The sequence below is a fragment of the Massilia sp. P1_C10 genome (assembly GCF_056406475.1).
In genome coordinates this window covers 183,796-206,155 of record NZ_JBFUAC010000004.1, presented here as the reverse complement: position 1 = coordinate 206,155, position 22,360 = coordinate 183,796, and the positions used below count along the sequence as shown (strand labels likewise).

Below are 22,360 nucleotides of genomic sequence, written 5' to 3'. Positions count from 1 at the left end.
GTGGGGGTCGAGTGAAGGAATGGTCAATTCTACCAGTGGCGGCAAAAGCGCATCGGCGGCCGCCCGGCAGCTACTCTTGGTCCTGCACCAATGTCGTAATTTAGTTACTCCCAGCTACCGTTTTTTGTTTCCAAGTCATCGAAATGCGCTTGCCTTTCGCAAACCACTATATACTGGGGTCGCCACACGTTTCGTGAATCCAGGAGAAGCCACACATGCCCCCATCGAGTACGCCCTTAGAAGCTGTCAAGGACGATCACGACGACCTGGTATTCCTGGATGAGCAAACGACGGCGCAACCGGGCGATGGCTGCGATGCCGTCTGGCGGGTGATGATCGTCGACGATGACGAAGATGTTCATTCGACCACGACTTTCGCGCTCGGCAACCTGGACATGCAACAGCGTTCGCTCGAATTCGTGCACGCCTATTCGGCCGCGCAGGCGCGCGAAATGCTGCGCCACGAATCCGACATCGCCGTCATCCTGCTCGACGTGGTGATGGAGCAGGACGACGCCGGCCTTCACCTGGTGCGCTACATCCGCGAAACGCTCAAGCTGCACGATGTGCGCATCATCCTGCGTACCGGCCAGCCGGGCTACGCGCCCGAAATCGACGCGATCCGCGACTTCGACATCAACGACTACAAGACCAAGTCCGAACTCACCCGCATCAAGCTGTACACGACGGTGACGGCGGCGATCCGCTCGTATGAGCAGATCCGCGCGATCAACAGCAGCCGCCGCGGCCTCGACCAGATCGTCCGCGCCAGCACCGAGCTGATGTCGCTGCACGGCGTGAAGAACTTCGCGTCAGGCGTGCTGACCCAGGTCGCCGACATCCTCGAGACCGAAGAAAACGGCGTGCTGTGCGCGCACGAGCCGGCCGACACGCGCGCCCAGCATCTGCCGGTGATGGCGTGCGCCGGCGCGTATTGCCGCCTCGGCGGCGGCGTGCTGACCCCGCAGGTCGACCCGCAGGCGTCCGAAGCGATCGGCCGCGCGCTGTCGCGCCGCGCCAGCATCTTCACGCCCGAATCGGCCACCCTCTACTTCGGCGGCAAGGCGAGCCGCGACTTCGCCGCCTACGTGCCGCTCGCGCGCCCGCTCGACGACATCGAGAAACGCCTGCTCGACGTCTTCTGCAGCAACGTGTCGGTCGGCCTGGTCAACGTCGAACTGGTCAGCCACCTGCACAACGCCGCCTTCTACGACCAGCTCTCGAAGCTGCCGAACCGTACCCGCCTGGTCGAAATCCTCGACGCCACGCTGGCCGGGCCGGCGCGCGAGAGCGCCACGCTGGCGCTGGTCGACCTCGACCACTTCGCCGAGACCAACGACGCGCTGGGCCATCAGTTCGGCGACCTGCTGCTGGTCGCGGTGGCGGCGCGGCTGCAATCGCGGCTCGGGCGGCACCTGACCATCGCGCGCATCGGCGGCGACATCTTCAGCGTGCTGGGCGACGCGGCGGCGGTCAATCCCGACGCGATCCACGCCCTGTTCCAGACCCCGTTCTCGATCGACGGCCAGGATGTGCGCGTGTCCGCCACGCTGGGCCTGGTGCGGCTCGGCGAGCATGACGGCAGCGGCGCCGACGCGCTCAAGGACGCCGACATCGCGCTCAAGCGCGCCAAGGTGCAGCAGCGTTCCGGCCACTTCTTCTTCTCGCGCAGCATGGGCGTCGAGATCCGCGAACGCGTGCGCATGATGCACGCGCTGCGCACCGGCTTCGCCAGCGGCGAACTGTTCGTCGTCTACCAGCCGCAGGTCTGCCTGGCCGAACGGCGCCCGGTCGGCGCCGAAGCGCTGCTGCGCTGGCAGACCGCCAACGGCGACTTCGTTTCGCCCGCCCGCTTCATCCCGATCGCCGAATACTCAGGCCTGATCATCGAAATCGGCGAATACGTGCTGCGCGCCGCCTGTGCGGAACTGGTGCGCCTGCGCGCCGCCGGCCACCTCGACTTCACGGTGTCGGTCAACGTATCGCAGGTGCAGTTCCGCCATCCCGGCTTCCTCGCGATGCTGCGCTCCGCGCTGCAGGACACCGGCGCGCCGGCCAAGTACATCGAACTGGAAATCACCGAATCGATGGCGATGGAAGAACCGGGCCTGCTGATCGAAATGCTGGCCGAGGTCAAGCGCATCGGCGTGACGATCGCGATCGACGACTTCGGCACCGGCTTCTCGTCGCTGTCGTATTTACAGCGACTGCAGATCGACCGCCTCAAGATCGACCGCGCCTTCGTCACCGAGATCACCGGGTCGGCGCGCGGCAGCAGCATCGCCGAGATGGTGATCCAGCTGGGACGCAACCTGGGATTGTCGGTGGTGGCCGAAGGCGTGGAAGACGAGCGCCAGGCGCATATCCTGCATGCGCTGGGCTGTCCGATGGCACAGGGATTTCTGTTTGCGCGGCCGATGTCGCCGCCGGCGCTGTACGACTGGCTGAGCGAGCACGCGCAGACGCGTGCCGCCTGAGAGAATTTAGTCTTCCTGCTCGGTCTCGGCCGGCCAGTCGCGGATGTACGCCTTCAGCATGCGGTTCTCGAAGCTCTGCGCTTCCAGCACCGCGCGCGCGACGTCGTAGAACGAGATCACGCCCAGCAGCGTTTTTGCATTCATCACCGGCAGGTAGCGCGCGTGCTTCTCCAGCATCATGCGGCGTACTTCATTGACTTCGGTGTCCGGCGTGACCGTGATCGGATGGTCGTCCATGTGCTTGCGCACCGTGCCGACGCCGACCGCGCCCCCGTTCTTGTGCAGCACCTTGATCACTTCGCGGAACGTCAGCATCCCCACCAGGTCGCCGAATTCCATCACCACCAGCGAACCGATGTCCTTCTCGGCCATCGTGTTGACCGCATCGACCAGCAGCATGTCAGGATTGGCGGTGTAAAGGATGTTGCCCTTCACTTGGAGAATTTCAGAGACTTTCATGATGGCCGCCCTTGTCGCGTGGTTTGGTGAGGCTGATTGCGTTTGCATCAGGCATGATTCGAATGTAGCCTAACCGTAGCAAAAAATCCAGCTTTGCGGCTAAACAAAGCAACATCGGCCATTGGAATAAATGCTACGATTCGGGCCATTCAAATCTGTCGATGAGCACATCATGAGCGGCCCAAAATATCCCGGTTTCGACACCATGTCGCTGCACGCCGGCAGCACGCCCGACCCGACCACCGGCGCGCGCGCGACGCCGGTCTACTTCACCTCCTCGTTCGCTTTCAAGGACTCGGACCACGCGGCCTCGCTGTTCAATATGGAGCGCGCCGGCCACGTCTACTCGCGCATCTCGAATCCGACCAACGCCGTGCTGGAAGAGCGCATCGCCGCGCTCGAAGGCGGCGTGGCCGGCATCGCCACCGCCAGCGGCCAGGCCGCGATGCACCTCGGCCTGGCCACGATCGCCGCGGCCGGATCGCACATCGTCGCCTCCCGCGCGCTGTACGGCGGCTCGCACAACCTGCTGGCCTACACGCTCAAGCGCTTCGGCATCGAGACCAGCTTCGTCGATCCGCGCGACCTTGACGCCTGGCGCGCCGCGATCCGGCCCGAGACCAAAGTGCTGTTCGCCGAGACGCTGGGCAATCCCGGCCTCGACGTGCTGGACATCCCGCGCGTGGCCGAAATCGCGCACGAGCATCACCTGCCGCTGATGCTCGACTCGACTTTCACCACGCCTTACCTGCTGCGCCCATTCGACCACGGCGCCGACCTGGTATTCCACTCGGCGACCAAGTTCCTGTGCGGGCATGGCACCGCGATCGGCGGCCTGCTGGTCGACGGCGGTACCTTCGACTGGCAGCGCGCCTACGAACAATCCGGCCGCTTCGCCGAACTGTGCGAACCGTACGAGGGCTTCCACGGCATGGTGTTCGCCGAAGAATCGACAGTCGCGCCGTTCGCCCTGCGCGCGCGCCGCGAAGGCCTGCGCGACTTCGGCGCCGTCATGAGCCCGCACAACGCGTTCGCCGTGCTGCAGGGGATCGAGACGCTCAGCCTGCGCATGGAGCGCCACGTCGCCAACACGCGCAAGGTGGTCGAATTCCTGCTCGCCAATCCCGCGGTCGAATCGGTGTCGTATCCCGAACTCGACACCCATCCGGACTACGAGCTGGCCAACACGCTGCTGCCAAAGGGCTGCGGCGCCGTGTTCTCGTTCACCATCAAGGGCGACCGCGCGGCGGGCCGGCGCTTCGTCGATTCGCTGCAGGTGTTCTCGCACCTGGCAAACGTCGGCGACGCCAAGTCGCTGGTGATCCACCCTGCTTCCACCACCCACTTCCGCGTGCCGGGCGAGCAGCTGGCGGCATCGGGCATCGGCGAAGGCACGATGCGCCTGTCGGTTGGCCTGGAAAATGTCGACGACCTGATCGGCGACCTGGCGCGCGGCCTGAAGCTGTCGCAGAAAGGAGCCTGACGTGATCTACGACGTGCAAGGCAATGAGGCCTACTGCTACACCGGCGGCAAGCCGTTCGATCCGGCCCAGCCGACCGCGGTGTTCGTCCACGGCGCGCAAAACGACCATTCGGTGTGGATCCTGCAGACGCGCTATTTCGCCCATCACGGCTTCAACGTGCTGGCGGTGGACCTGCCGGGCCACGGCCGCAGCAAGGGCGACGCGCTGACGAGCGTCGAAGCGATGGCGGGATGGCTGATCGCGCTGCTGGACGCCGCCGGCGTCGATCGCGCGCTGTTGATCGGCCACAGCATGGGGTCCCTGATCGCGCTGGAGGCGTCGCACCAGGCGCCGCACCGCGTCACCGGCCTCGCGATGATCGGCACCACCTATCCGATGAAGGTCGCCGACGCCCTGCTCGACACCGCAAGGAACGACGAGCCAACTGCGATCGACATGGTCAACATCTGGTCGCATTCGATGACGGCGCAAAATCCGGATTGCCCGCTTTCGGGCGTCAGCACGATGGGCGCCGCGCGGCGGCTGATGCAGCGCATGTCTGCCATCAATCCGGCGCAGCTGTTCTACACCGACTTCACCGCCTGCAATGCGTACGAGAACGGTGAAGCGGCGGCGCGCGCGGCGGCCTGCCCGGTGCTGTTCATCTTCGGCAGCAAGGACATGATGACTCCTGCGCGCTCGACCAAGCTGCTGACGTCGGCGGTCGCGCAGGGCAAAATCGTCCACGTCGACGCGGGACACTCGTTGATGACCGAGCAGCCTGGCGCGGTGCTCGACGCGCTGGCGTCGTTCGCGAAAGGATTGTCATGAGTGCGCGCATTACTAGCTTTGCCGAGTTCTATCCGTTCTACTTGACGCAGCATGCCCACCGCATGTGCCGGCGCACGCACTTCATCGGATCGTCGCTGGCGCTCGCGTGCATCGCGCTGGCGATCGGCACTGGCAATGTCTGGTGGGTGCCTGCGGCGCTGGTGTGCGGCTATGGCGGCGCCTGGATCGGCCACTTCTATTATGAGAAGAACCGGCCGGCGTCGTTTGCCCAGCCCCTGTATTCTTTCCGCGCCGACTGGGTGATGTACTGGCAGATGCTGACCGGTAAGCTGACTTGGTAAAGCTTACGCCGCCGCGAAATGCTCGGCGAGCGTCTGGTCCAGTCCCTGCTCAACCGCCACCTCCACGCGCTTCGCCAGCGAGCTGGTATCGAGCGTCAGCGCCGACGCCTGCAAATCCTTCGCCGCTCCCGCGTCGACGGCCACGCCGCCGAACACGAACAGCCGGTACACATCGGCGATCTTGATCTTCTCCGGATTGACCAGCAGGACCCAGTTGTCGGCGCCCTCCCTGATCGGCTTGCCCCACCGCGAGCGGGTGGCGGTCTCGGCCAGCACCCTCCCGACCCAGCCAACCGCCACCATCCGCTCCAGCAGCGACGTCATCTCGTCGAAGCCGATGCGCGTATGCCCCCGAATCGTCGCGCTCGACACCAGCGCCGAATTGCTCAGCCGCGCGCCGCCGTGCAGCACCTTAAGGATCGCCATCGCATCGACGAAGGCGCCGCCCGGCACCGGCGCATGCCACCAGCGCTCGTATTTCACTACCGGCAGCGCGGCGGTGATCAGCGCGCCGACCAGCGTGATCAGCCACGACAGGTACATCCACAGCAGGAACAGCGGCAGCGCCGCAAGCGCGCCGTAAATGATCGTGTAGTTCGGGAACTGCTTGATGAAGACGCCGAAGCCGCGCTTGGCGATCTCGAACGCGACCGCCGCCACCAGGGCGCCCCACACGGCATCGCGCCAGTCGACGAAGCGGTTCGGCACCACCATGAACAGCAGCGTGTAGGCGCCGGTCGTGAGTCCGATCGACAGCACGGTGTAGAAGATCGCGCCGATCAGCGGCACGGTGCGCGTCAGGTCGTTCGTCGCGAGGAACAGCTGCGACGTCACCGTCAGCGAAAGGCCGAACAGCAGCGGTCCGAGGGTCAGCAGCGCCCAGTACATCAGCACGCGCTGCGCCAGCGGACGCGCGCGCTTGACGCGCCAGATCTGGTTGAACACCCGCTCCACCATGCCCATCATCGCGCTCGACGTGAACAGCAGCGCCACCGCGCCGACGGCCGACAGCTTGGTCGCCTTGCTGGCGAACTGGGTCAGGTTGCCGATGATGGTATTGGCTATCCCCTTCGGCATCACGGTCTGCACGAAGTAGCCCTCGAGCGAGGCGCGGAAGGAATTGAAGACCGGGAAAGTGGTGAAGATCGCCAGCACGATGGTCAGCAGCGGCACCAGCGCGAGCGTGGTGGTAAAGGTCAGGCTGCCAGCCACCTGCGGCAGGCGCTCTTCGGTCAGCCGGCGCCGCGCAAACCGGAACAGGTCGCGCGCCTCGCTCCACGTCAGTCCGCGCACCATGTCCACGCTCCCGCTGATCATTTCGCTGGTCGACCTTGAAAGTGTATGAACGGTTTTTGAAAGCATCCGGCGGTGGTTGTCCCTGTGTAAACGGCCCTATAATACCAATGATGAACCCAACCAATCCGATAATTCTCGTTTTGTACTACTCACGCCACGGCGCCACGCGAAAGCTGGCCGAACTGATCGCCCAGGGGATCGAAAGCGTTCCCGGTGTCGACGCGCGCCTGCGCACCGTGCCGGCCGTATCCACCGTGGCCGAAGCGACCGCGCCGGAGATCCCGCCCAATGGCGCGCCCTACGTCGCGAAGGAAGACCTGGCCGAATGCGCCGGTCTCGCGCTCGGCTCGCCGACCCGCTTCGGCAACATGGCGGCGGCGCTCAAGTACTTCCTCGACGGGACCGCCACCGAATGGCTGGCCGGGACCCTGTCGGGCAAGCCGGCGGTCGTGTTCACCTCGACCGGCAGCCTTCACGGCGGCCAGGAATCGACCCTGCTGTCGATGATGATCCCGCTGCTGCATCACGGGATGATGGTCATGGGCCTGCCGTACACGCATCCGGAACTGATGACCACCTCCAGTGGCGGCAGCCCGTACGGCGCCACCCACTGGTCCGGCATCGACGGCGACAAGGGCATCACGGAAGACGAGAAGCGGCTTGCGATCGCTCTGGGCCGGCGCCTCGCGCTGACCGCGTCGGCACTGCAAGGAGCCTGCTGATGGAATCGAACAAGGTCTTCCACGTCGGCGCGATCGTCAGCCTGATCGCGCTGATCGCGTGGCTGGTATTCTGGGAGATGTGGGTCGCGCCGCTGCACCCGGGCGGCTCGCTGATGGCGCTCAAGGCGCTGCCGCTGCTGATCCCCTTGCGCGGCGTGTTCAAGCGCGACCTCTACACGCTGCAGTGGTCATCGATGGTGATCCTGCTGTACTTCACCGAAGGCGTGGTGCGCGCATGGAGCGACACTGTCGCGCTGTCGCGTTACATGGCGATCGGCGAGATCGTGCTGGTATGCGTCTACTTCGCCTGTGCGCTGCTGTACCTGCGCCCTTACAAGAAGGCCGCCAAGAGGATGGCCAAGGAACTGCTCGACAAGGTCAAATCCACCAAACATGAGTGCTGATTTTCTGCAGCGCTGCCGCGACATCGCCGGCCCGGAGCATGTGCTGACCGATGCCGCCGACTGCGCCGCCTACCTGACCGACTGGCGCGGCCGCTTCACCGGCCGCGCGCTGGCCGTGCTGCGGCCGAACGACCCGCTTCAGGTGGCGCAGCTGGTGCGCGCCTGCGCCGATCACCGCATCGCCCTGGTGCCGCAGGGCGGCCGCACCGGCCTGGTGCTGGGCAGCGTGCCGGACGCCAGCGGCGCCGCGGTGGTGCTGTCGCTGGCGCGCATGAACCGCATCCGCGCGCTCGACCCGGTCAACCGCACGATGACGGTGGACGCCGGCTGCATCCTGCAGAACATCCAGGAAGCGGCTGCGCAGCAGGGCTGCCTGTTCCCGCTGTCGCTGGCGGCCGAAGGCAGCTGCACCATCGGCGGCAACCTGTCGACCAATGCCGGCGGCACCGCCGTCCTGCGTTACGGGAATGCGCGCGACCTGTGCCTCGGCCTCGAAGTCGTCACCCCGCACGGCGAACTGTGGAGCGGCCTGCGCGGTCTGCGCAAGGACAATACCGGCTACGACCTGCGCGACCTGTTCATCGGCGCCGAAGGCACGCTGGGTGTCATCACCGGCGCCGTGCTCAAGCTGTTCCCGCAGCCGAAAGGCTCGATGACCGCGCTGGTCGCCTTGGCCGCGCCGCGCGACGCGCTGGCCTTGCTGAACCTGATGCAGGACCAGTGCGGCGCCAGCCTGACCGGCTTCGAACTGATGTCCGACTACTGCCTGCGGCTGGTCGCAACCCACTTCCCGCACCTGCCGACGCCATTCGCCAGGCGCCATCCGCAGTACGTGCTGCTGGAAGTGTCGAGCAGCGAGTCGGAGCAGCATGCGGCCGACCTGCTGGAGGATGCGCTGAACCTCGCGGTCGAGCGCGACCTGGCCGACGACGCGGTGCTGGCCACGTCCAGCGCGCAGTCGCAGTCGCTGTGGCACCTGCGCGAGCACATCCCGCTGGCGCAGGCCGCGGCGGGCAAGAACATCAAGCACGACATCTCGGTGCCGATTTCCGGCATCGCCGACTTCATCAACAGCACCGACGCCAAGCTGCAGCAGGCCTTCCCGGCTTGCCAGGTCGTGTGCTTCGGCCACCTCGGCGACGGCAACCTGCACTACAATGTCGCGCCTCCCGAAGGCCAGCCGCATGACGAATTCCTGGCCCACCAGGACGCCATCAACCGCATCGTGCACGACAGCGTCGATGAAGCGAGCGGCTCGATCTCGGCCGAACACGGCATCGGCGCCCTCAAGCGCGACGACCTGGCGCGCTACAAATCGAAGGTGGAACTCGACATGATGCGGGCGATCAAAGCCGCGCTCGACCCGCTCGGCATCATGAACCCCGGCAAAATCTTGTGACCCTGCCCGGCCTGCTCTCGCGCTGGCTGCTGCTCGGCGAATGGCGCGCGCATCCGGTGCGCGCGCTGCTGGCGATCGCCGCCATCGCGGTCGGCGTGGCGATGGGGTTCGCCATCCACCTGATCAATGCCGCCGCCTTCAATGAGTTTTCGGCGGCGGTCAAGAGCCTGGCCGGCCAGGCCGATATCCAGGTATCGGGCCGCGAGGCGCTGTTCGACGAAGCTGTCTACCCGGTGCTGGCGCAGCGCGAAGGCGTAGCGGTCGCGTCCCCAGTGCTCGAAGTCGACGCCGGCGTGCCGAACATGCGCGGCGCCCTGAAGATCATCGGCGTCGATCCCTTCCGCGCCGCCGCCGTGTCGCCCGACCTGCTGGGCGCGACCGACAAGCCGTTCGACATGCTGGCCGACGACGCGGTGTTCCTGGCGCCCGCGGCGATGGAGTGGCTCAAGATATCTACCGGCGGCTCCGTCGCCCTGCGCGCCGGTTCGCACGACATCCGCATGCGCGTGGCGGGAGGCGTGCAGCGCGCCCGCGCCGGCCAGCGCATCGGCGTGATGGACATCGGCGCGGCGCAATGGCGCTTCAACCGCGTCGGCAGGCTGTCGCGCATCGACCTGAAGCTGCGCGAAGGCGTCGACAGGAATGCCTTCGAGCGCGCGCTGGCTGCCTCGCTGGAACGCGACTATCCGGGCCGCTTCCAGGTCGCACAGCCGAACGACGCCGACCAGGAAAGCCGCACCAACACGCTCAGCCGCGCCTACCGCGTCAACCTCACCGTGCTCGCGCTGGTCGCGCTGTTCACCGGCGCCTTCCTGGTATTTTCGACGCAGGCGCTTTCCGTCATCCGGCGCCGCAGCCAGTTCGCGCTGCTGCGGGTGCTGGGCGTCGAACGGGGCCAGTTGCTGACGCAGGTGCTGCTGGAAGGCGCCAGCCTCGGCGTGATCGGCGCGGCCCTGGGCATCGCCGGCGGGTATGGATTGGCCGCGGCGGCGCTGCACTTCTTCGGCGCGGACCTCGGCGCGGGCTTCTTCAGCGGCGTGCGGCCGACCGTGCATTTCGCGCCGGTCGCCGCCTGCGTTTTCTTTGTGCTGGGCTTCGGCGTCGCGCTGCTCGGATGCCTGGCGCCGGCGCTCGAAGCGGCGCGCGCCGCGCCCGCCGTTGCCCTGAAGTCGGGCAGCGACGAATCGGCGCTGTCCGGGCTTGCGCGTATCTGGCCGTCGATTGCCTGCCTGCTGGCCGCCGCCTTGCTGACGCGCGCGCCGCCGCTGTTCGAGCTGCCCCTGTTCGGCTACTTCGCCATCGCGCTTCTGCTGATCGGGGGAATAGGCTTGATGCCGCGCCTGGCCGCCACGGTGCTCGGCGCCATCAACCGGATCGCGATGCGAAGCCGCCAGCATCCGGTTCCCGCGCTGACGCTCGCGCGGCTGGCCAACGCCTCGGGACAGGCCGCGATTGCGCTGGGCGGCGTGCTGGCCAGCTTCAGCCTGATGGTGGCGATGGCGATCATGGTGTCGAGCTTCCGCGTGTCGGTCGATGACTGGCTGGTGCAGATCCTGCCGGCCGACCTGTACGTGCGCAATGCCGCCAGCGGCAATACTGCGTCGTTCGGGCCGGATCAGCAAGCTGCGATGGTCAACCTGCCCGGCGTCACCCGCATCCAGTTCCTGCGTTCCCGCCCGATCTCGCTGGACGCCGCGCGGCCTGCCGTGACGCTGATCGCGCGCGACATCGATGCGGCCGATCCCGGCAAGGCGATGGTGATGGTCGGGCCGACCGCGGCGCCACCCGCTGGCGCCATGCCGGCGTGGGTGTCCGAAGCGATGCTGGACCTGTACCGGATCAAGGCAGGCGACACGATGCGAATCCCGCTGAATGGCCAGCTACGCCCGTTCTTCATTGCCGGCGCCTGGCGCGACTACGCCAGCCAGAATGGCTCGGTCCAGATCCGCTTGGCCGATTACCGCGCACTGACCGGCGACCTGGAAGTCAGCGACGCCGCCATCTGGACTCAGGATGTGGCCAAGGTCACCGAACGCCTGCACGCCCTGCCGTTCGGCGCCGCGCTGCAGCTGGCCAGCCCCGGCCAGATCCGCGCCATCAGCCTGAAGATTTTCGACCGCAGCTTCGCCGTCACTTACCTGCTCGAGGCGATCGCGATCGCCATCGGCCTGTCCGGCGTCGCCGCGACCTTCTCCGCGCAGACGCTGGCGCGCTCTCGCGAGTTCGGCATGCTGCGCCACGTCGGCGTCACCCGCGCCCAGGTCCTGCGCATCCTTGCCCTGGAGGGCGGCTCGCTGACAGCGCTGGGCGTCGCCTGCGGCTTCGCGCTTGGCCTTCTGATCAGCCTGATCCTGGTATTCGTCGTCAACCCGCAGTCCTTCCACTGGACCATGCAGCTGCACCTGCCTTGGGGATTGCTGGCCGGCGTCGCGTTGCTGCTGATGATCGCGTCGGTGCTGACCGCGCTGGTCTCCGGCCGCTACGCCTTGTCCGGCGGCCCGATTCGCGCCGTCAGGGAGGACTGGTGATGCGCTATTTGCTCGCACTGCTTCTGCTGGTGGCGCAATGCACTCTTGCAGCACCGGTGTTCGCGCCGGTCACGCCTGGCAAAGCACTCAGCTTCCCGAATGACTACGGCGCCCATCCCGAATTCAAGACCGAGTGGTGGTACGTCACCGGCTGGCTGACCAAACCGGATGGCAAGCCGCTCGGCTTCCAGGTCACCTTTTTCCGCAGCCGCACCGAAGCAAACGACGCCAATCCCAGCGCGTTCGCGCCGAAACAGCTGATCATGGCGCACGCCGCAATTTCCGATCCGTCGCTGGGCAAGCTGGCGCACGACCAGCGCAGCGGCCGCGAAGGCTTCGGCATAAATTATGCAAGATCTCGCATAACCGACCTCAAGTTGGACGACTGGCGCATGGTGCGCGGCGCCGACGGCGTCTACACGGTGAACATCAAGTCGCCCGAGCTGGCGCTCGAACTGAAGCTGGCGCCATCCGGCCCGATGATGGTGCAAGGCGACGCCGGCTTCTCGCGCAAAGGCCCGCACGCCGCGCAGGCGAGCTACTACTACAGCGAGCCGCAGCTGAAAGTCAGCGGCGTGGCCGGCCGCGCCGGCACGGCGCCTGTGAAGGTCGCCGGCACCGCCTGGCTCGATCACGAGTGGTCCAGCCAGGCGCTCGATCCGGACGCCTCCGGGTGGGACTGGCTCGGCGCGAACCTCGACGACGGCTCAGCCCTGATGGCTTTCCAGATTCGCGGCAAGCAAGGTGATAAACTATGGGCCCACGCGGCCTTGCGCGATGCATCGGGCAAGGTGACGCAGTATGCGCCAGGCCAGGTCAGTTTTACCGCGCTGGCGCGGTGGAAGTCGCCGCGCACCAATGCCGTGTATCCGGTGGCGGCCACGATCGTCACCGGCGCGGTCAGCTGGAGCATCAAGCCCTTGCAGGAAGACCAGGAGCTCGATGCGCGGCGCTCGACCGGCGCCGTGTATTGGGAAGGCGCCGTCACGATCGAGCGCAATGGCGCGCCGGCCGGGCATGGGTACCTGGAATTGACGGGCTACGAACGGCCGATGAAACTTTAAAATAACACCGAAAATAATCGATGACCAACAGCTCCACCAGCAGCACGCAGCCTGATTCGAACCGCAAGGGAAGCCTCGCCGCCTTCAAGGGCCTGTTCCCCTTCCTCCGTCCCTACCGCCGCCAGTTCATGCTCGCCGGCCTCGCGCTGGTGATCGCCGCGGGCGCCACGCTGGCCATTCCCGCCGCCTTCAAGCAGATGATCGATTTGGGCTTCGGCGCGGCCGCCGGCGCGAAGAGCATCAAGAACGTCGACCTGACCTTCCTCGCGCTGTTCGGGGTGGCGACCGTGCTGGCCCTGGCCACCGCCGCGCGCTTCTACACCGTGTCGTGGCTGGGCGAGCGCGTCACCGCCGACATCCGCAGCGCCGTCTACAGGCACGTGGTCGACCAGAGCCCCGAGTTCTTCGAAACCACCCAGACCGGCGAGGTCCTGTCGCGCATTACCACCGACACGACGCTGATCCAGGCCGTGGTCGGCACCAGCATCTCGATGGCCCTGCGTAACACGCTGCTGTTCCTCGGCGGCCTGGTGATGCTGTTCGTCACCAGCGTCAAGCTGTCCTCGATCATCCTCGGACTGCTGGTGCTGGTGGTGGCGCCGATCGTGCTGTTCGGCCGTCGCGTGCGCAAGCTGTCGCGCGACTCGCAGGACCGCATCGCCGACGCTTCCGCCATGGCCGGCGAAATCCTCAACGCGATGCCGACGGTGCAGGCCTTCACCCACGAGAAAATCGAATCGGCCCGCTTCGGCACCTCGGTCGAAGGCGCGTTCCAGACCGCGATGCGCCGCATCCGCGCCCGCTCGCTGCTGACGATGGTGGCGATCGTGCTGGTGTTCGGCACCATCGTGTTCGTGCTGTGGCTGGGCGCCCACGCGGTGCTGGCCGGGACCATGACCGGCGGCGACCTCGGCCAATTCATCCTGTACGCCTCGATCGTGGCCGGCTCGATCGGCGCGCTGTCGGAGGTGATGGGCGAGGCGCAGCGCGCCGCCGGCGCCACCGAGCGCCTGCTCGAACTGCTGTCGGCGCGCTCCAACATCCAGAACCCCGCCAAGCCGCTGCCGCTGCCGGCGCGCGCCGCCAACGGCGCCGCCCTGGCGCTGAAGGACGTGACCTTCAACTATCCGTCGCGCCCCGAAACGGCGGCGTTGTCGCACCTGTCGCTGTCGATCAAGCCCGGCGAGACGGTCGCCGTGGTCGGCCCTTCGGGCGCCGGCAAGACCACGCTGTTCCAGCTGTTCCTGCGCTTCTACGACCCGCAGTCGGGCGCCATCACGCTCGACGGCGTCGACATCCGCCAGCTCGACCTGCACACGCTGCGCGACGCCATCGGCATCGTGCCGCAGGATACCGTGATCTTCTCGGCCGACGCGATGGAAAACATCCGCTATGGCCGCGCCGGCGCCACCGACGCCGAAGTGATTCAGGCCGCGAAGCTGGCCGCCGCCCACGAATTCATCGAGCGCCTGCCGCAGGGCTACAAGTCCTTCCTTGGCGAGCGCGGCGTGCGCCTGTCCGGCGGACAGCGCCAGCGCATCGCCATCGCGCGCGCCCTGCTCAAGAATCCTCCGCTGCTGCTGCTCGACGAAGCGACCAGCGCCCTCGACGCCGAATCCGAACGGCTGGTGCAAAGCGCGCTGGAGGCGGCGATGGTCGGCCGCACCACGGTGATCATCGCGCACCGCCTGGCGACGGTGCAGCGCGCCGACCGCATCATCGTGATGGAAGACGGCCGCATCGTCGAAACCGGCACCCATTCGTCGCTGGTCGCGCTGGGCGGCATCTACGCCAACCTGGCCGCGCTGCAGTTCCACAGCGTCCACGTGGTGCACTAAGTTGCGTTGCTGGGTCGCAACAAGACATTAATTGGAAGGAAACGTCTATTTCCGCGATGCAACACCGATGCTATGATGCCGACCCTCGTCGTTGTATGTATAGCATTGGAGTTTCATGGGCAGCAGCACCGCAATCAATCCGGCCAACTGGGGCGTCGGATCCAAAATCACCGCGTTCACGTTCGCCCTCGTCGGCCTGATCCTCGGCGCGCTGGTCTACACCATCGGCCTGACCACCGCGTCGATGCTCGATGCGCGCGCCTCGGCCAGCGCCGCCAGCGAGTTGCGCGGCATCCTCGGCATGGCGGCGCTGTTCAACCAGGCCTCGTCGCATGAAGCCCTGGGCGTCAGCCGGGCGCTCGCCGCCGACTTCGACGGCGAGTTCGCGCTGGACGGCGCCGCGCTCAAGTTCAAGGGCGCCGATCTCAACGCCGACACCTTCACCCGCTTCACCGCCCGCACCGGCGCCGGCGCCGCCGCATTCGCCTTCGATGGGCGCCAGTTCGTGCGCGCCGCCGGCTCCGCGCCGCTGCCCGTCCCCGCATTCGCCCTGCGCGACGGCCGGCCGGCCACCCTGCTCGCCGCGCTGGGCGGCAAGCAGCACATGGTGCGCTACGAGGGCATCAAGGCCGCAGACGGCCGCGTGATCGGCGTCTTCGCGGTCGCCATCGACATCTCCGCCGGCATGAAGGAACTGACGGCCAGGATCAAGCAGATCAAGGTCGGCGACACCGGCTACTTCTTCGTGCTGAACTCCACCCCGGGCGCCGACTACGGCAAGCTGCTGGTCCATCCTGCCAAGGAAGGCGCCAACATCCTCGAGAGCAAAGACTCCGACGGCCATTTCTTCATCAGGGAGATGCTCGAAGCGAAATCGGGCGTTGTCAGCTACCCGTGGCTGAACGCCGAAAAAGGCGAGAGCACGCCGCGCGTCAAGACCGTCACCTACGGCTCCTTCCCGGAGTGGAACTGGGTCGTCGCCGGCGGCACCTACAACGACGAAATCACCCGTGGCGCGGCGCAGGTCCGCAACCGCTACATCGGCTTCGGCCTCGGCGCGCTGGCGATCTTCGCCGTGCTGCTGTTCCTGGTGGTGCGCAACGTCGTCACGCGCCCACTGGGCCTGGCCCGCGACGCCGCCATCGAGATCGCCGGCGGCAACCTGAGCGTCAGCGTCGACAGTAACCGGCGCGACGAGATTGGCGCTCTGGCCGAAGCAATGAACGGCATCAGCCGCAACCTGTCGTCGGTGGTGGGCGACGTGCGCGCCGGGGCCGAACAGATCGCCACCGCTTCGAGCGAAATCTCGACCGGCAACATGGACCTGTGCGCCCGCACCGAGCAGCAGGCGTCCAACCTGGCCGCCACCGCCACGTCGATCGAGCAGCTGACCGTGACGGTGAAACAGAACGCCGACAATGCCAGGCAAGCCAATAGCATGGCGGTGAACGCGTCCCGCGTCGCTGAAAAAGGCGGCGCCATGATGGCCCAGGTCATCGACACGATGAACTCGATCCACCAGTCCTCGCGCAAGATCGAAGACATCACCGGCGTGATCGACGCCATCGCGTTCCAGACCAATATCCTGGCGCTGAACGCGGCGGTCGAGGCGGCGCGCGCCGGCGAGCAGGGGCGCGGCTTTGCCGTCGTCGCCGGCGAGGTGCGCAACCTGGCGCAGCGCAGCGCCGCGGCGGCGAAAGAAATCAAGGGACTGATCGGCGCGTCGGTCGACCAGATCGACCTGGGCAGCTCGCTGGTGGCCGACGCCGGCGTGACGATGAACGAAGTGCTGGCCAGCGTGGGCCGCGTAACCGGCATCATGGCGGAGATCAGTGCCGCCAGCGCGGAACAGAGCGGCGGCATCGAGCATGTCAACCGCGCGATTGCGCAGATGGACCAGGCCACGCAGCAGAATGCCGCGCTGGTCGAAGAAGCCAGCGCCGCGGCCGAGGCGATGCAGGACCAGGCGGCGGCGCTGGCGCAGGCGGTGCGGCTGTTCAAGCTGGCGGCGAAGGGTCCTGCGCTGCTGGAGCACTGACGCGGTCGATTCGGTGTAAACTTGCGGTCTCGCCCCCAGGAGCCCGCCTTGACCGACGCCGAACTGCAAGCAGCCTGCCACACCGTTTTCCCGGGCCATAAAGCGCGCACCCCGGCCCAGATGTATGCCTCGATGGCCGCCTGGTGCGAACAGCACGCCATCGCCCACGACGTCTACGGCAGCGGCGCCCTGATCCAGGAGTTCGAGCGCAAGGTCGCCGCCATCCTCGGCTTCGAAGCGGCGGTGTTCTGCATCAGCGGCACGATGGCCCAGGTCACCGCGCTGCGCCTGGCCTGCGAGGACCGCGGCAGCCGCCTGGCGGCACTGCATCCGACTTCGCACATCTTCGTCCACGAACGCTCCAACTACCAGCTGCTCGGCCACTTCGACGCGCTCCAGGTCGGCGACCGTCACCGTCCCTGGACCGTGGACGACCTGGCCGCGGTGCCCGACAAACTTGGCGCCGCCGGCATGGAAGTGCCGATGCGCGAGATCGGCGGCCAGAACCCGTCGTGGGACGAACTGGACGCCATCAAGGCCCATTGCCGCGAGCGCGGCGTCCACCTGCACCTCGACGGCGCGCGCCTGTGGGAAGCCGCCGCAGGCTATGGCCGCGCGCCCGCAGACGTCGCGGCCGGCGCCGATTCGGTCTACGTCTCGCTATATAAAGGCATCGGCGGCCTGGGCGGCTCGATGCTGGCCGGCAGCGCCGCGTTCGTCGCGCGCGCGGCCGAGTGGTTCCGCCGCGAAGGCGGCAACGTGGTCCACCGCTCGCCTTACGTGGTGTCGGCCGCGATGCAGTTCGACCAGCGCCTGGCAGCCTTCCCGGCCTGCTTCGCGCGCACCGAATGGCTGTACGACGAACTGCGCGCGCACCCGCTGATCAAGCCCAATCCCGCGCGCCCGCAGGCGAACATGCTGCACCTTCACCTGCCCGTCTCGCGCGAGCGCGCGCTGGCCATCCGCGACGAGATCGCTCGCAAGCACGGCGTCTGGCTGTTCGGCCGCGCATCGCACGCCGCGCTGCCGGAATCCAGCGTGGTCGAACTGTACGTCGGCGATAATCTGCTAAACATGGACGACGGCGCCGTGCGCGGTGGCCTCGGCCTTCTCAGCGCCGCCCTCGCCCGATAAGCTACAATCACGCTATCCATACAGAGAGCTCACACATGCGCCAATATCTGGAATTCATGCGCCACGTGCGCGATCACGGCACCGTCAAGACCGACCGCACCGGCACCGGCACGCGCTCGGTGTTCGGCTACCAGATGCGCTTCAACCTGCAGGAAGGCTTCCCCCTGGTGACCACCAAGAAGCTCCACCTGAAGTCCATCATCCATGAGCTGATCTGGTTCCTGCAAGGCTCGACCAACATCGCCTACCTCGAAGAAAATGGCGTCTCGATCTGGGACGACTGGGCCGACGCCGACGGCGAGCTGGGGCCGATCTACGGCTACCAGTGGCGCAGCTGGCCGGCGCCGGACGGCAGCCACATCGACCAGATCACCCAGGTGCTCGACCAGATCAAGTACAACCCCGATTCGCGCCGCATGATCGTCTCGGCGTGGAACGTGGCCGACGTGCCGAAGATGAAGCTGCCGCCTTGCCACGCGCTGTTCCAGTTCTACGTCGCCGACGGCAAGCTGTCGTGCCAGCTGTACCAGCGCAGCGCCGACATCTTCCTGGGCGTGCCGTTCAACATCGCCTCCTACGCGCTGCTGACCCACATGATGGCCCAGCAGGCCAGGCTCGAGGTGGGCGACTTCATCTGGACCGGCGGCGACTGCCACCTGTACTCGAACCACCTCGAGCAGGTCGAGCTGCAGCTGTCGCGCGCCGAACTGCCGCTGCCCAAGCTGGTCATCAAGCGCAAGCCCGACACGCTGTTCGACTACAAGTTCGAGGACTTCGAGATCGCCGGCTACGAGTCGCATCCGCACATCAAGGCGCCGGTGGCCGTATGAGCAAGCACCTGACCATCGTCGTGGCGATCGACGCGCAGCATGGCATGGGCGTGGACAACAAGCTGCCGTGGCATTTGCCGGAGGACCTGGCGCACTTCAAGCGCCTCACCACCGGCCACCCGATCATCATGGGCCGCAAGACCTTCGACTCGATCGGCCGGCCGCTGCCGAACCGCCAGAATATCGTCGTCACCCGCAACGCCGGCTGGCGCCACGACGGCGTCGATGCGGTTACGTCGCTGGCCGACGCCATCGCGCTGGCGGGCGACCAGGACGCCTGCATCATTGGCGGCGCCCAGATCTTCAGCGAATCGATGCACCTGGCCGACCGCCTGGAGATCACCGAAATCGACCACACCTTCGATTGCGACACCTTCTTTCCACCGCTGCCGCCCGGCGAGTGGATCGAAACGGCGCGCGAAAAACACCATTCCGACGCGAATGGCTACGACTACTCCTTCGTCACTTACAGTAAAGCGAACTAACAATGTCAGGACACGGTTTTCACGTACACGGCCCGCACGACCACGCGGTCGAACACGCAGCGCACGGCAACGATCCCTTCTCCAACAACATCGCGGTGATGACCGCGATCCTCGCCACGGTCGGCGCCCTGTTCGGCTACCTGGGCGGCGCGACCCAGAACGACGCGGCGCTATTCAAGAACAACGCGGCGATCGACAAGACCGAAGCGGCCAACGCCTGGAACTACTACCAGGCCAAGTCGAGCAAGCAGAACCTGGCCGAGATGGCGATGACCCTGCCGGGCGTCGATCCGGCCAAATACAAGTCCGAAGTGGCGCGCTACGAATCCGAAAAGGGCGACATCAAGAAGAAAGCCGAGAAGTTCGAGGCCTCGTCGGCCGAGTGGAACCACAAGTCCGACAAGGCGATGCACCAGCACCACCAGTGGGCGCTGGCCACCACGGCCGAGCAGATCGCCATTTCGCTGGCGGCGATCACCCTGCTCACGCGCAAGCGCTGGCTGATGCTGGGCGCGTACGGCGTGGCGGCCGTGGGCATGGCGCTGGGCCTGTTCGCCTGGCTGCACATCGACCCGATCGGCGCCCTGCTGGGAAGCGCCGCGGCTCACTGAGCGGCACGCCAACTATTGTGCGACAGCAATCAGCCTTTGTCGGCTAAGCTGGGTTAAAGTTTTTTCACCGGATTGCGGACATTTCTGCGAAAATCCGCTTCTTATTTTCTTCGGTGCCGTGAGCAGCATCCCGCCTATGCCGGCGCGGACTGCCCTCACGGCGCTTCGCTTTGGAGTTGCCATGAAATTTCGTTTTCCCATCGTCATCATTGACGAGGACTTCCGTTCCGAGAACACCTCCGGCCTGGGCATTCGCGCGCTGGCCGAAGCCATGGAAAAGGAAGGCATGGAAGTGCTCGGCCTGACCAGCTACGGCGACCTGTCGCAGTTCGCGCAGCAGCAATCGCGCGCCTCGGCCTTCGTGCTGTCGATCGACGACGAGGAATTCGGCGGAGGATCGCTCGAGGAGACCGACTTCGCGCTGGTCGCGCTGCGCTCCTTCGTCAAGGAGATCCGCCACAAGAACGCCGACATCCCGATCTACATCTACGGCGAAACGCGCACCTCGCGCCACATCCCGAACGACATCCTGCGCGAGCTGCACGGCTTCATCCACATGTTCGAGGACACACCCGAATTCGTCGCGCGCCACATCATCCGCGAAGCGAAGTCCTACCTCGACGGCCTGGCGCCGCCGTTCTTCCGAGCGCTGGTCAACTACGCCAACGACGGTTCCTACTCGTGGCACTGCCCGGGCCACTCGGGCGGCGTGGCCTTCCTGAAGTCGCCGATCGGGCAGATGTTCCACCAGTTCTTCGGCGAGAACATGCTGCGCGCCGACGTCTGCAACGCGGTCGAGGAACTCGGCCAGCTGCTCGACCACACCGGCCCGGTCGCCAAGTCCGAGCGCAACGCCGCGCGCATTTTCAACGCCGACCACTGCTACTTCGTCACCAACGGCACCTCCACCTCCAACAAGATGGTCTGGCACTCCACCGTGGCGCCGGGCGACATCGTGGTCGTCGACCGCAACTGCCACAAGTCGATCCTGCACTCGATCATCATGTGCGGCGCTATTCCCGTGTTCCTGATGCCGACCCGGAACCACCTCGGCATCATCGGCCCGATCCCGCTCGAAGAGTTCACGCCCGAGTCGATCGCCCGCAAGATCGAAGCGAACCCGTTCGCCCGCGAAGCCGCCAACAAGAAGCCGCGCATCCTGACCATCACCCAGTCGACCTACGACGGCGTGGTCTACAACGTCGAGACCCTGCGCGAAATGCTGGACGGGAAAATCGACACGCTGCACTTCGACGAAGCGTGGCTGCCGCATGCGACCTTTCACGACTTCTACAAGAACATGCACGCGATCGGCAAGGACCGCCCGCGCGCGAAAGAGTCGATGATCTTCTCGACCCAGTCGACCCACAAGCTGCTGGCCGGCCTGTCGCAGGCCTCGCAGGTGCTGGTGCGCGAGTCGGAGTCGGTCAAGCTGGACCAGGACGCCTTCAACGAGGCCTACCTGATGCACACCTCGACCTCGCCGCAGTACTCGATCATCGCCTCGTGCGACGTCGCCGCGGCGATGATGGAAGCGCCGGGCGGCACCGCGCTGGTGGAAGAATCGATCTTCGAGGCGCTCGACTTCCGCCGCGCGATGAAAAAGGTCGACGCCGAATTCGGCAACGACTGGTGGTTCAAGGTCTGGGGCCCGGACACCTTCAGCGAAGAAGGCATCGGCACCCAGGAAGACTGGATGATCCGCGCCGAGGACGACTGGCACGGCTTCGGCAATCTGGCCCCGGGCTTCAACATGCTCGACCCGATCAAGGCCACGGTGGTCACGCCGGGCCTGTCGCTGGACGGCCAGTTCGGCGAATCCGGCATTCCGGCGTCGATCGTCACCAAGTACCTGGCCGAACACGGCGTGATCATCGAGAAGTGCGGTCTGTACTCGTTCTTCATCATGTTCACGATCGGGATCACCAAGGGACGCTGGAACACGCTGGTCACGGCGCTGCAGCAGTTCAAGGACGACTACGACAAGAACCAGCCGATGTGGCGCATCCTCCCTGAGTTCGCCCAGGCGAATCCGCGCTACGAAGCGATGGGCCTGCGCGACCTGTGCCAGTCGATCCACGACTTCTACAAGGCCTACGACGTGGCGCGCCTGACGACGGAGATGTACCTGTCGGACATGATCCCGGCGATGAAGCCGTCGGACGCGTTTGCCAAGATGGCGCACCGCGAGATCGAGCGCGTGGCGATCGAAGACCTCGAGGGCCGCATCACCGCGATCCTGCTGACGCCATACCCGCCGGGTATTCCGCTGCTGATCCCGGGCGAGCGCTTCAACAAGACCATCGTCGACTACCTGCGCTTCGCGCGCGACTTCAACGAGCGCTTCCCCGGCTTCGAGACCGACGTGCACGGCCTGGTCAAGCGCGAAGTGGATGGCAAGCGCGGCTATTTTGTCGACTGCGTGAAAAGCGACGGCGTGCGCCCGACTCGGTAACTGTGCAACGATGGGGTCAGGTCC

Annotated in this window: 18 protein-coding genes; 16 read left to right on the top strand and 2 right to left on the bottom strand. The window is 66.2% G+C overall.

What is annotated here, in order from left to right; all coding sequences use genetic code 11:
* Positions 1 to 215: 215 nt before the first annotated feature.
* A complete protein-coding gene (locus AC1D02_RS10945) occupies positions 216 to 2,477 on the top strand; it encodes an EAL domain-containing response regulator (RefSeq protein ID WP_477316636.1) in 2,262 nt (753 codons plus the stop codon).
* Between the two features lie 6 nt (positions 2,478 to 2,483).
* Here the strand turns inward: AC1D02_RS10945 and AC1D02_RS10940 are convergent, their stop codons facing one another.
* Positions 2,484 to 2,936 (bottom strand): CBS domain-containing protein, encoded by a 453-nt coding sequence (locus AC1D02_RS10940; RefSeq protein ID WP_477316634.1) that lies wholly within the window; start codon positions 2,934 to 2,936, stop codon positions 2,484 to 2,486.
* Positions 2,937 to 3,108: 172 nt separating this feature from the next.
* Here AC1D02_RS10940 and AC1D02_RS10935 point away from each other — a divergent pair, with 172 nt between their 5' ends.
* From AC1D02_RS10935 to AC1D02_RS10925, 3 genes are read left to right on the top strand one after another with little or no spacing between them, the layout of a single operon-like run.
* Entirely contained in the window at positions 3,109 to 4,419 is a 1,311-nt protein-coding gene (locus tag AC1D02_RS10935) for an O-acetylhomoserine aminocarboxypropyltransferase (protein WP_477316632.1), read from the top strand.
* A 1-nt stretch (position 4,420) separates the two neighbouring features.
* Entirely contained in the window at positions 4,421 to 5,230 is an 810-nt protein-coding gene (locus AC1D02_RS10930) for an alpha/beta fold hydrolase (protein WP_477316630.1), read from the top strand.
* Positions 5,227 to 5,532, top strand: a complete 306-nt coding sequence (locus tag AC1D02_RS10925; protein ID WP_477316628.1) for an Mpo1-like protein — start codon at positions 5,227 to 5,229, stop codon at positions 5,530 to 5,532. The genes AC1D02_RS10930 and AC1D02_RS10925 overlap by 4 nt, the downstream gene beginning before the upstream one ends.
* A gap of 3 nt (positions 5,533 to 5,535) precedes the next feature.
* Here AC1D02_RS10925 and AC1D02_RS10920 read toward each other — a convergent pair whose 3' ends face one another.
* Positions 5,536 to 6,828 (bottom strand): YihY family inner membrane protein, encoded by a 1,293-nt coding sequence (locus tag AC1D02_RS10920; RefSeq protein ID WP_477316626.1) that lies wholly within the window; start codon positions 6,826 to 6,828, stop codon positions 5,536 to 5,538.
* A 110-nt stretch (positions 6,829 to 6,938) separates the two neighbouring features.
* Here AC1D02_RS10920 and wrbA point away from each other — a divergent pair, with 110 nt between their 5' ends.
* From wrbA to AC1D02_RS10860, 12 genes are all read left to right on the top strand, one after another.
* The gene (gene wrbA / locus AC1D02_RS10915) at positions 6,939 to 7,550 is read left to right on the top strand and encodes an NAD(P)H:quinone oxidoreductase (RefSeq protein WP_477317155.1); all 612 of its coding nucleotides are present in this window, start codon (positions 6,939 to 6,941) and stop codon (positions 7,548 to 7,550) included.
* A complete protein-coding gene (locus tag AC1D02_RS10910) occupies positions 7,550 to 7,954 on the top strand; it encodes a DUF2069 domain-containing protein (protein ID WP_477316624.1) in 405 nt (134 codons plus the stop codon). Before wrbA ends, AC1D02_RS10910 begins: the two co-directional genes overlap by 1 nt.
* On the top strand, positions 7,944 to 9,353 hold the full coding sequence (locus AC1D02_RS10905) for an FAD-binding oxidoreductase (RefSeq protein ID WP_477316622.1): 1,410 nt from the start codon (positions 7,944 to 7,946) through the stop codon (positions 9,351 to 9,353). Before AC1D02_RS10910 ends, AC1D02_RS10905 begins: the two co-directional genes overlap by 11 nt.
* A 2-nt stretch (positions 9,354 to 9,355) precedes the next feature.
* The gene (locus AC1D02_RS10900; RefSeq protein WP_477317153.1) at positions 9,356 to 11,881 is read left to right on the top strand and encodes an FtsX-like permease family protein; all 2,526 of its coding nucleotides are present in this window, start codon (positions 9,356 to 9,358) and stop codon (positions 11,879 to 11,881) included.
* The gene (locus tag AC1D02_RS10895; RefSeq protein ID WP_477317151.1) at positions 11,881 to 12,945 is read left to right on the top strand and encodes a lipocalin-like domain-containing protein; all 1,065 of its coding nucleotides are present in this window, start codon (positions 11,881 to 11,883) and stop codon (positions 12,943 to 12,945) included. Before AC1D02_RS10900 ends, AC1D02_RS10895 begins: the two co-directional genes overlap by 1 nt.
* A 20-nt stretch (positions 12,946 to 12,965) precedes the next feature.
* Entirely contained in the window at positions 12,966 to 14,783 is a 1,818-nt protein-coding gene (locus AC1D02_RS10890) for an ABC transporter transmembrane domain-containing protein (protein ID WP_477316620.1), read from the top strand.
* A gap of 115 nt (positions 14,784 to 14,898) precedes the next feature.
* Positions 14,899 to 16,821, top strand: a complete 1,923-nt coding sequence (locus tag AC1D02_RS10885) for a methyl-accepting chemotaxis protein (RefSeq protein ID WP_477316618.1) — start codon at positions 14,899 to 14,901, stop codon at positions 16,819 to 16,821.
* A gap of 48 nt (positions 16,822 to 16,869) precedes the next feature.
* A complete protein-coding gene (locus AC1D02_RS10880) occupies positions 16,870 to 17,955 on the top strand; it encodes a threonine aldolase family protein (RefSeq protein WP_477316616.1) in 1,086 nt (361 codons plus the stop codon).
* Positions 17,956 to 17,990: 35 nt separating this feature from the next.
* Positions 17,991 to 18,785 (top strand): thymidylate synthase, encoded by a 795-nt coding sequence (gene thyA / locus AC1D02_RS10875; protein WP_477316614.1) that lies wholly within the window; start codon positions 17,991 to 17,993, stop codon positions 18,783 to 18,785.
* Positions 18,782 to 19,270, top strand: coding sequence for a dihydrofolate reductase (locus AC1D02_RS10870; RefSeq protein WP_477316612.1), 489 nt, complete (start codon positions 18,782 to 18,784; stop codon positions 19,268 to 19,270). Before thyA ends, AC1D02_RS10870 begins: the two co-directional genes overlap by 4 nt.
* Before the next feature lie 2 nt (positions 19,271 to 19,272).
* Entirely contained in the window at positions 19,273 to 19,881 is a 609-nt protein-coding gene (locus tag AC1D02_RS10865) for a DUF4337 domain-containing protein (RefSeq protein WP_477316610.1), read from the top strand.
* 181 nt (positions 19,882 to 20,062) lie between these two features.
* The gene (locus AC1D02_RS10860; RefSeq protein ID WP_477316608.1) at positions 20,063 to 22,336 is read left to right on the top strand and encodes an Orn/Lys/Arg family decarboxylase; all 2,274 of its coding nucleotides are present in this window, start codon (positions 20,063 to 20,065) and stop codon (positions 22,334 to 22,336) included.
* The last annotated feature ends 24 nt before the right edge of the window (positions 22,337 to 22,360 follow it).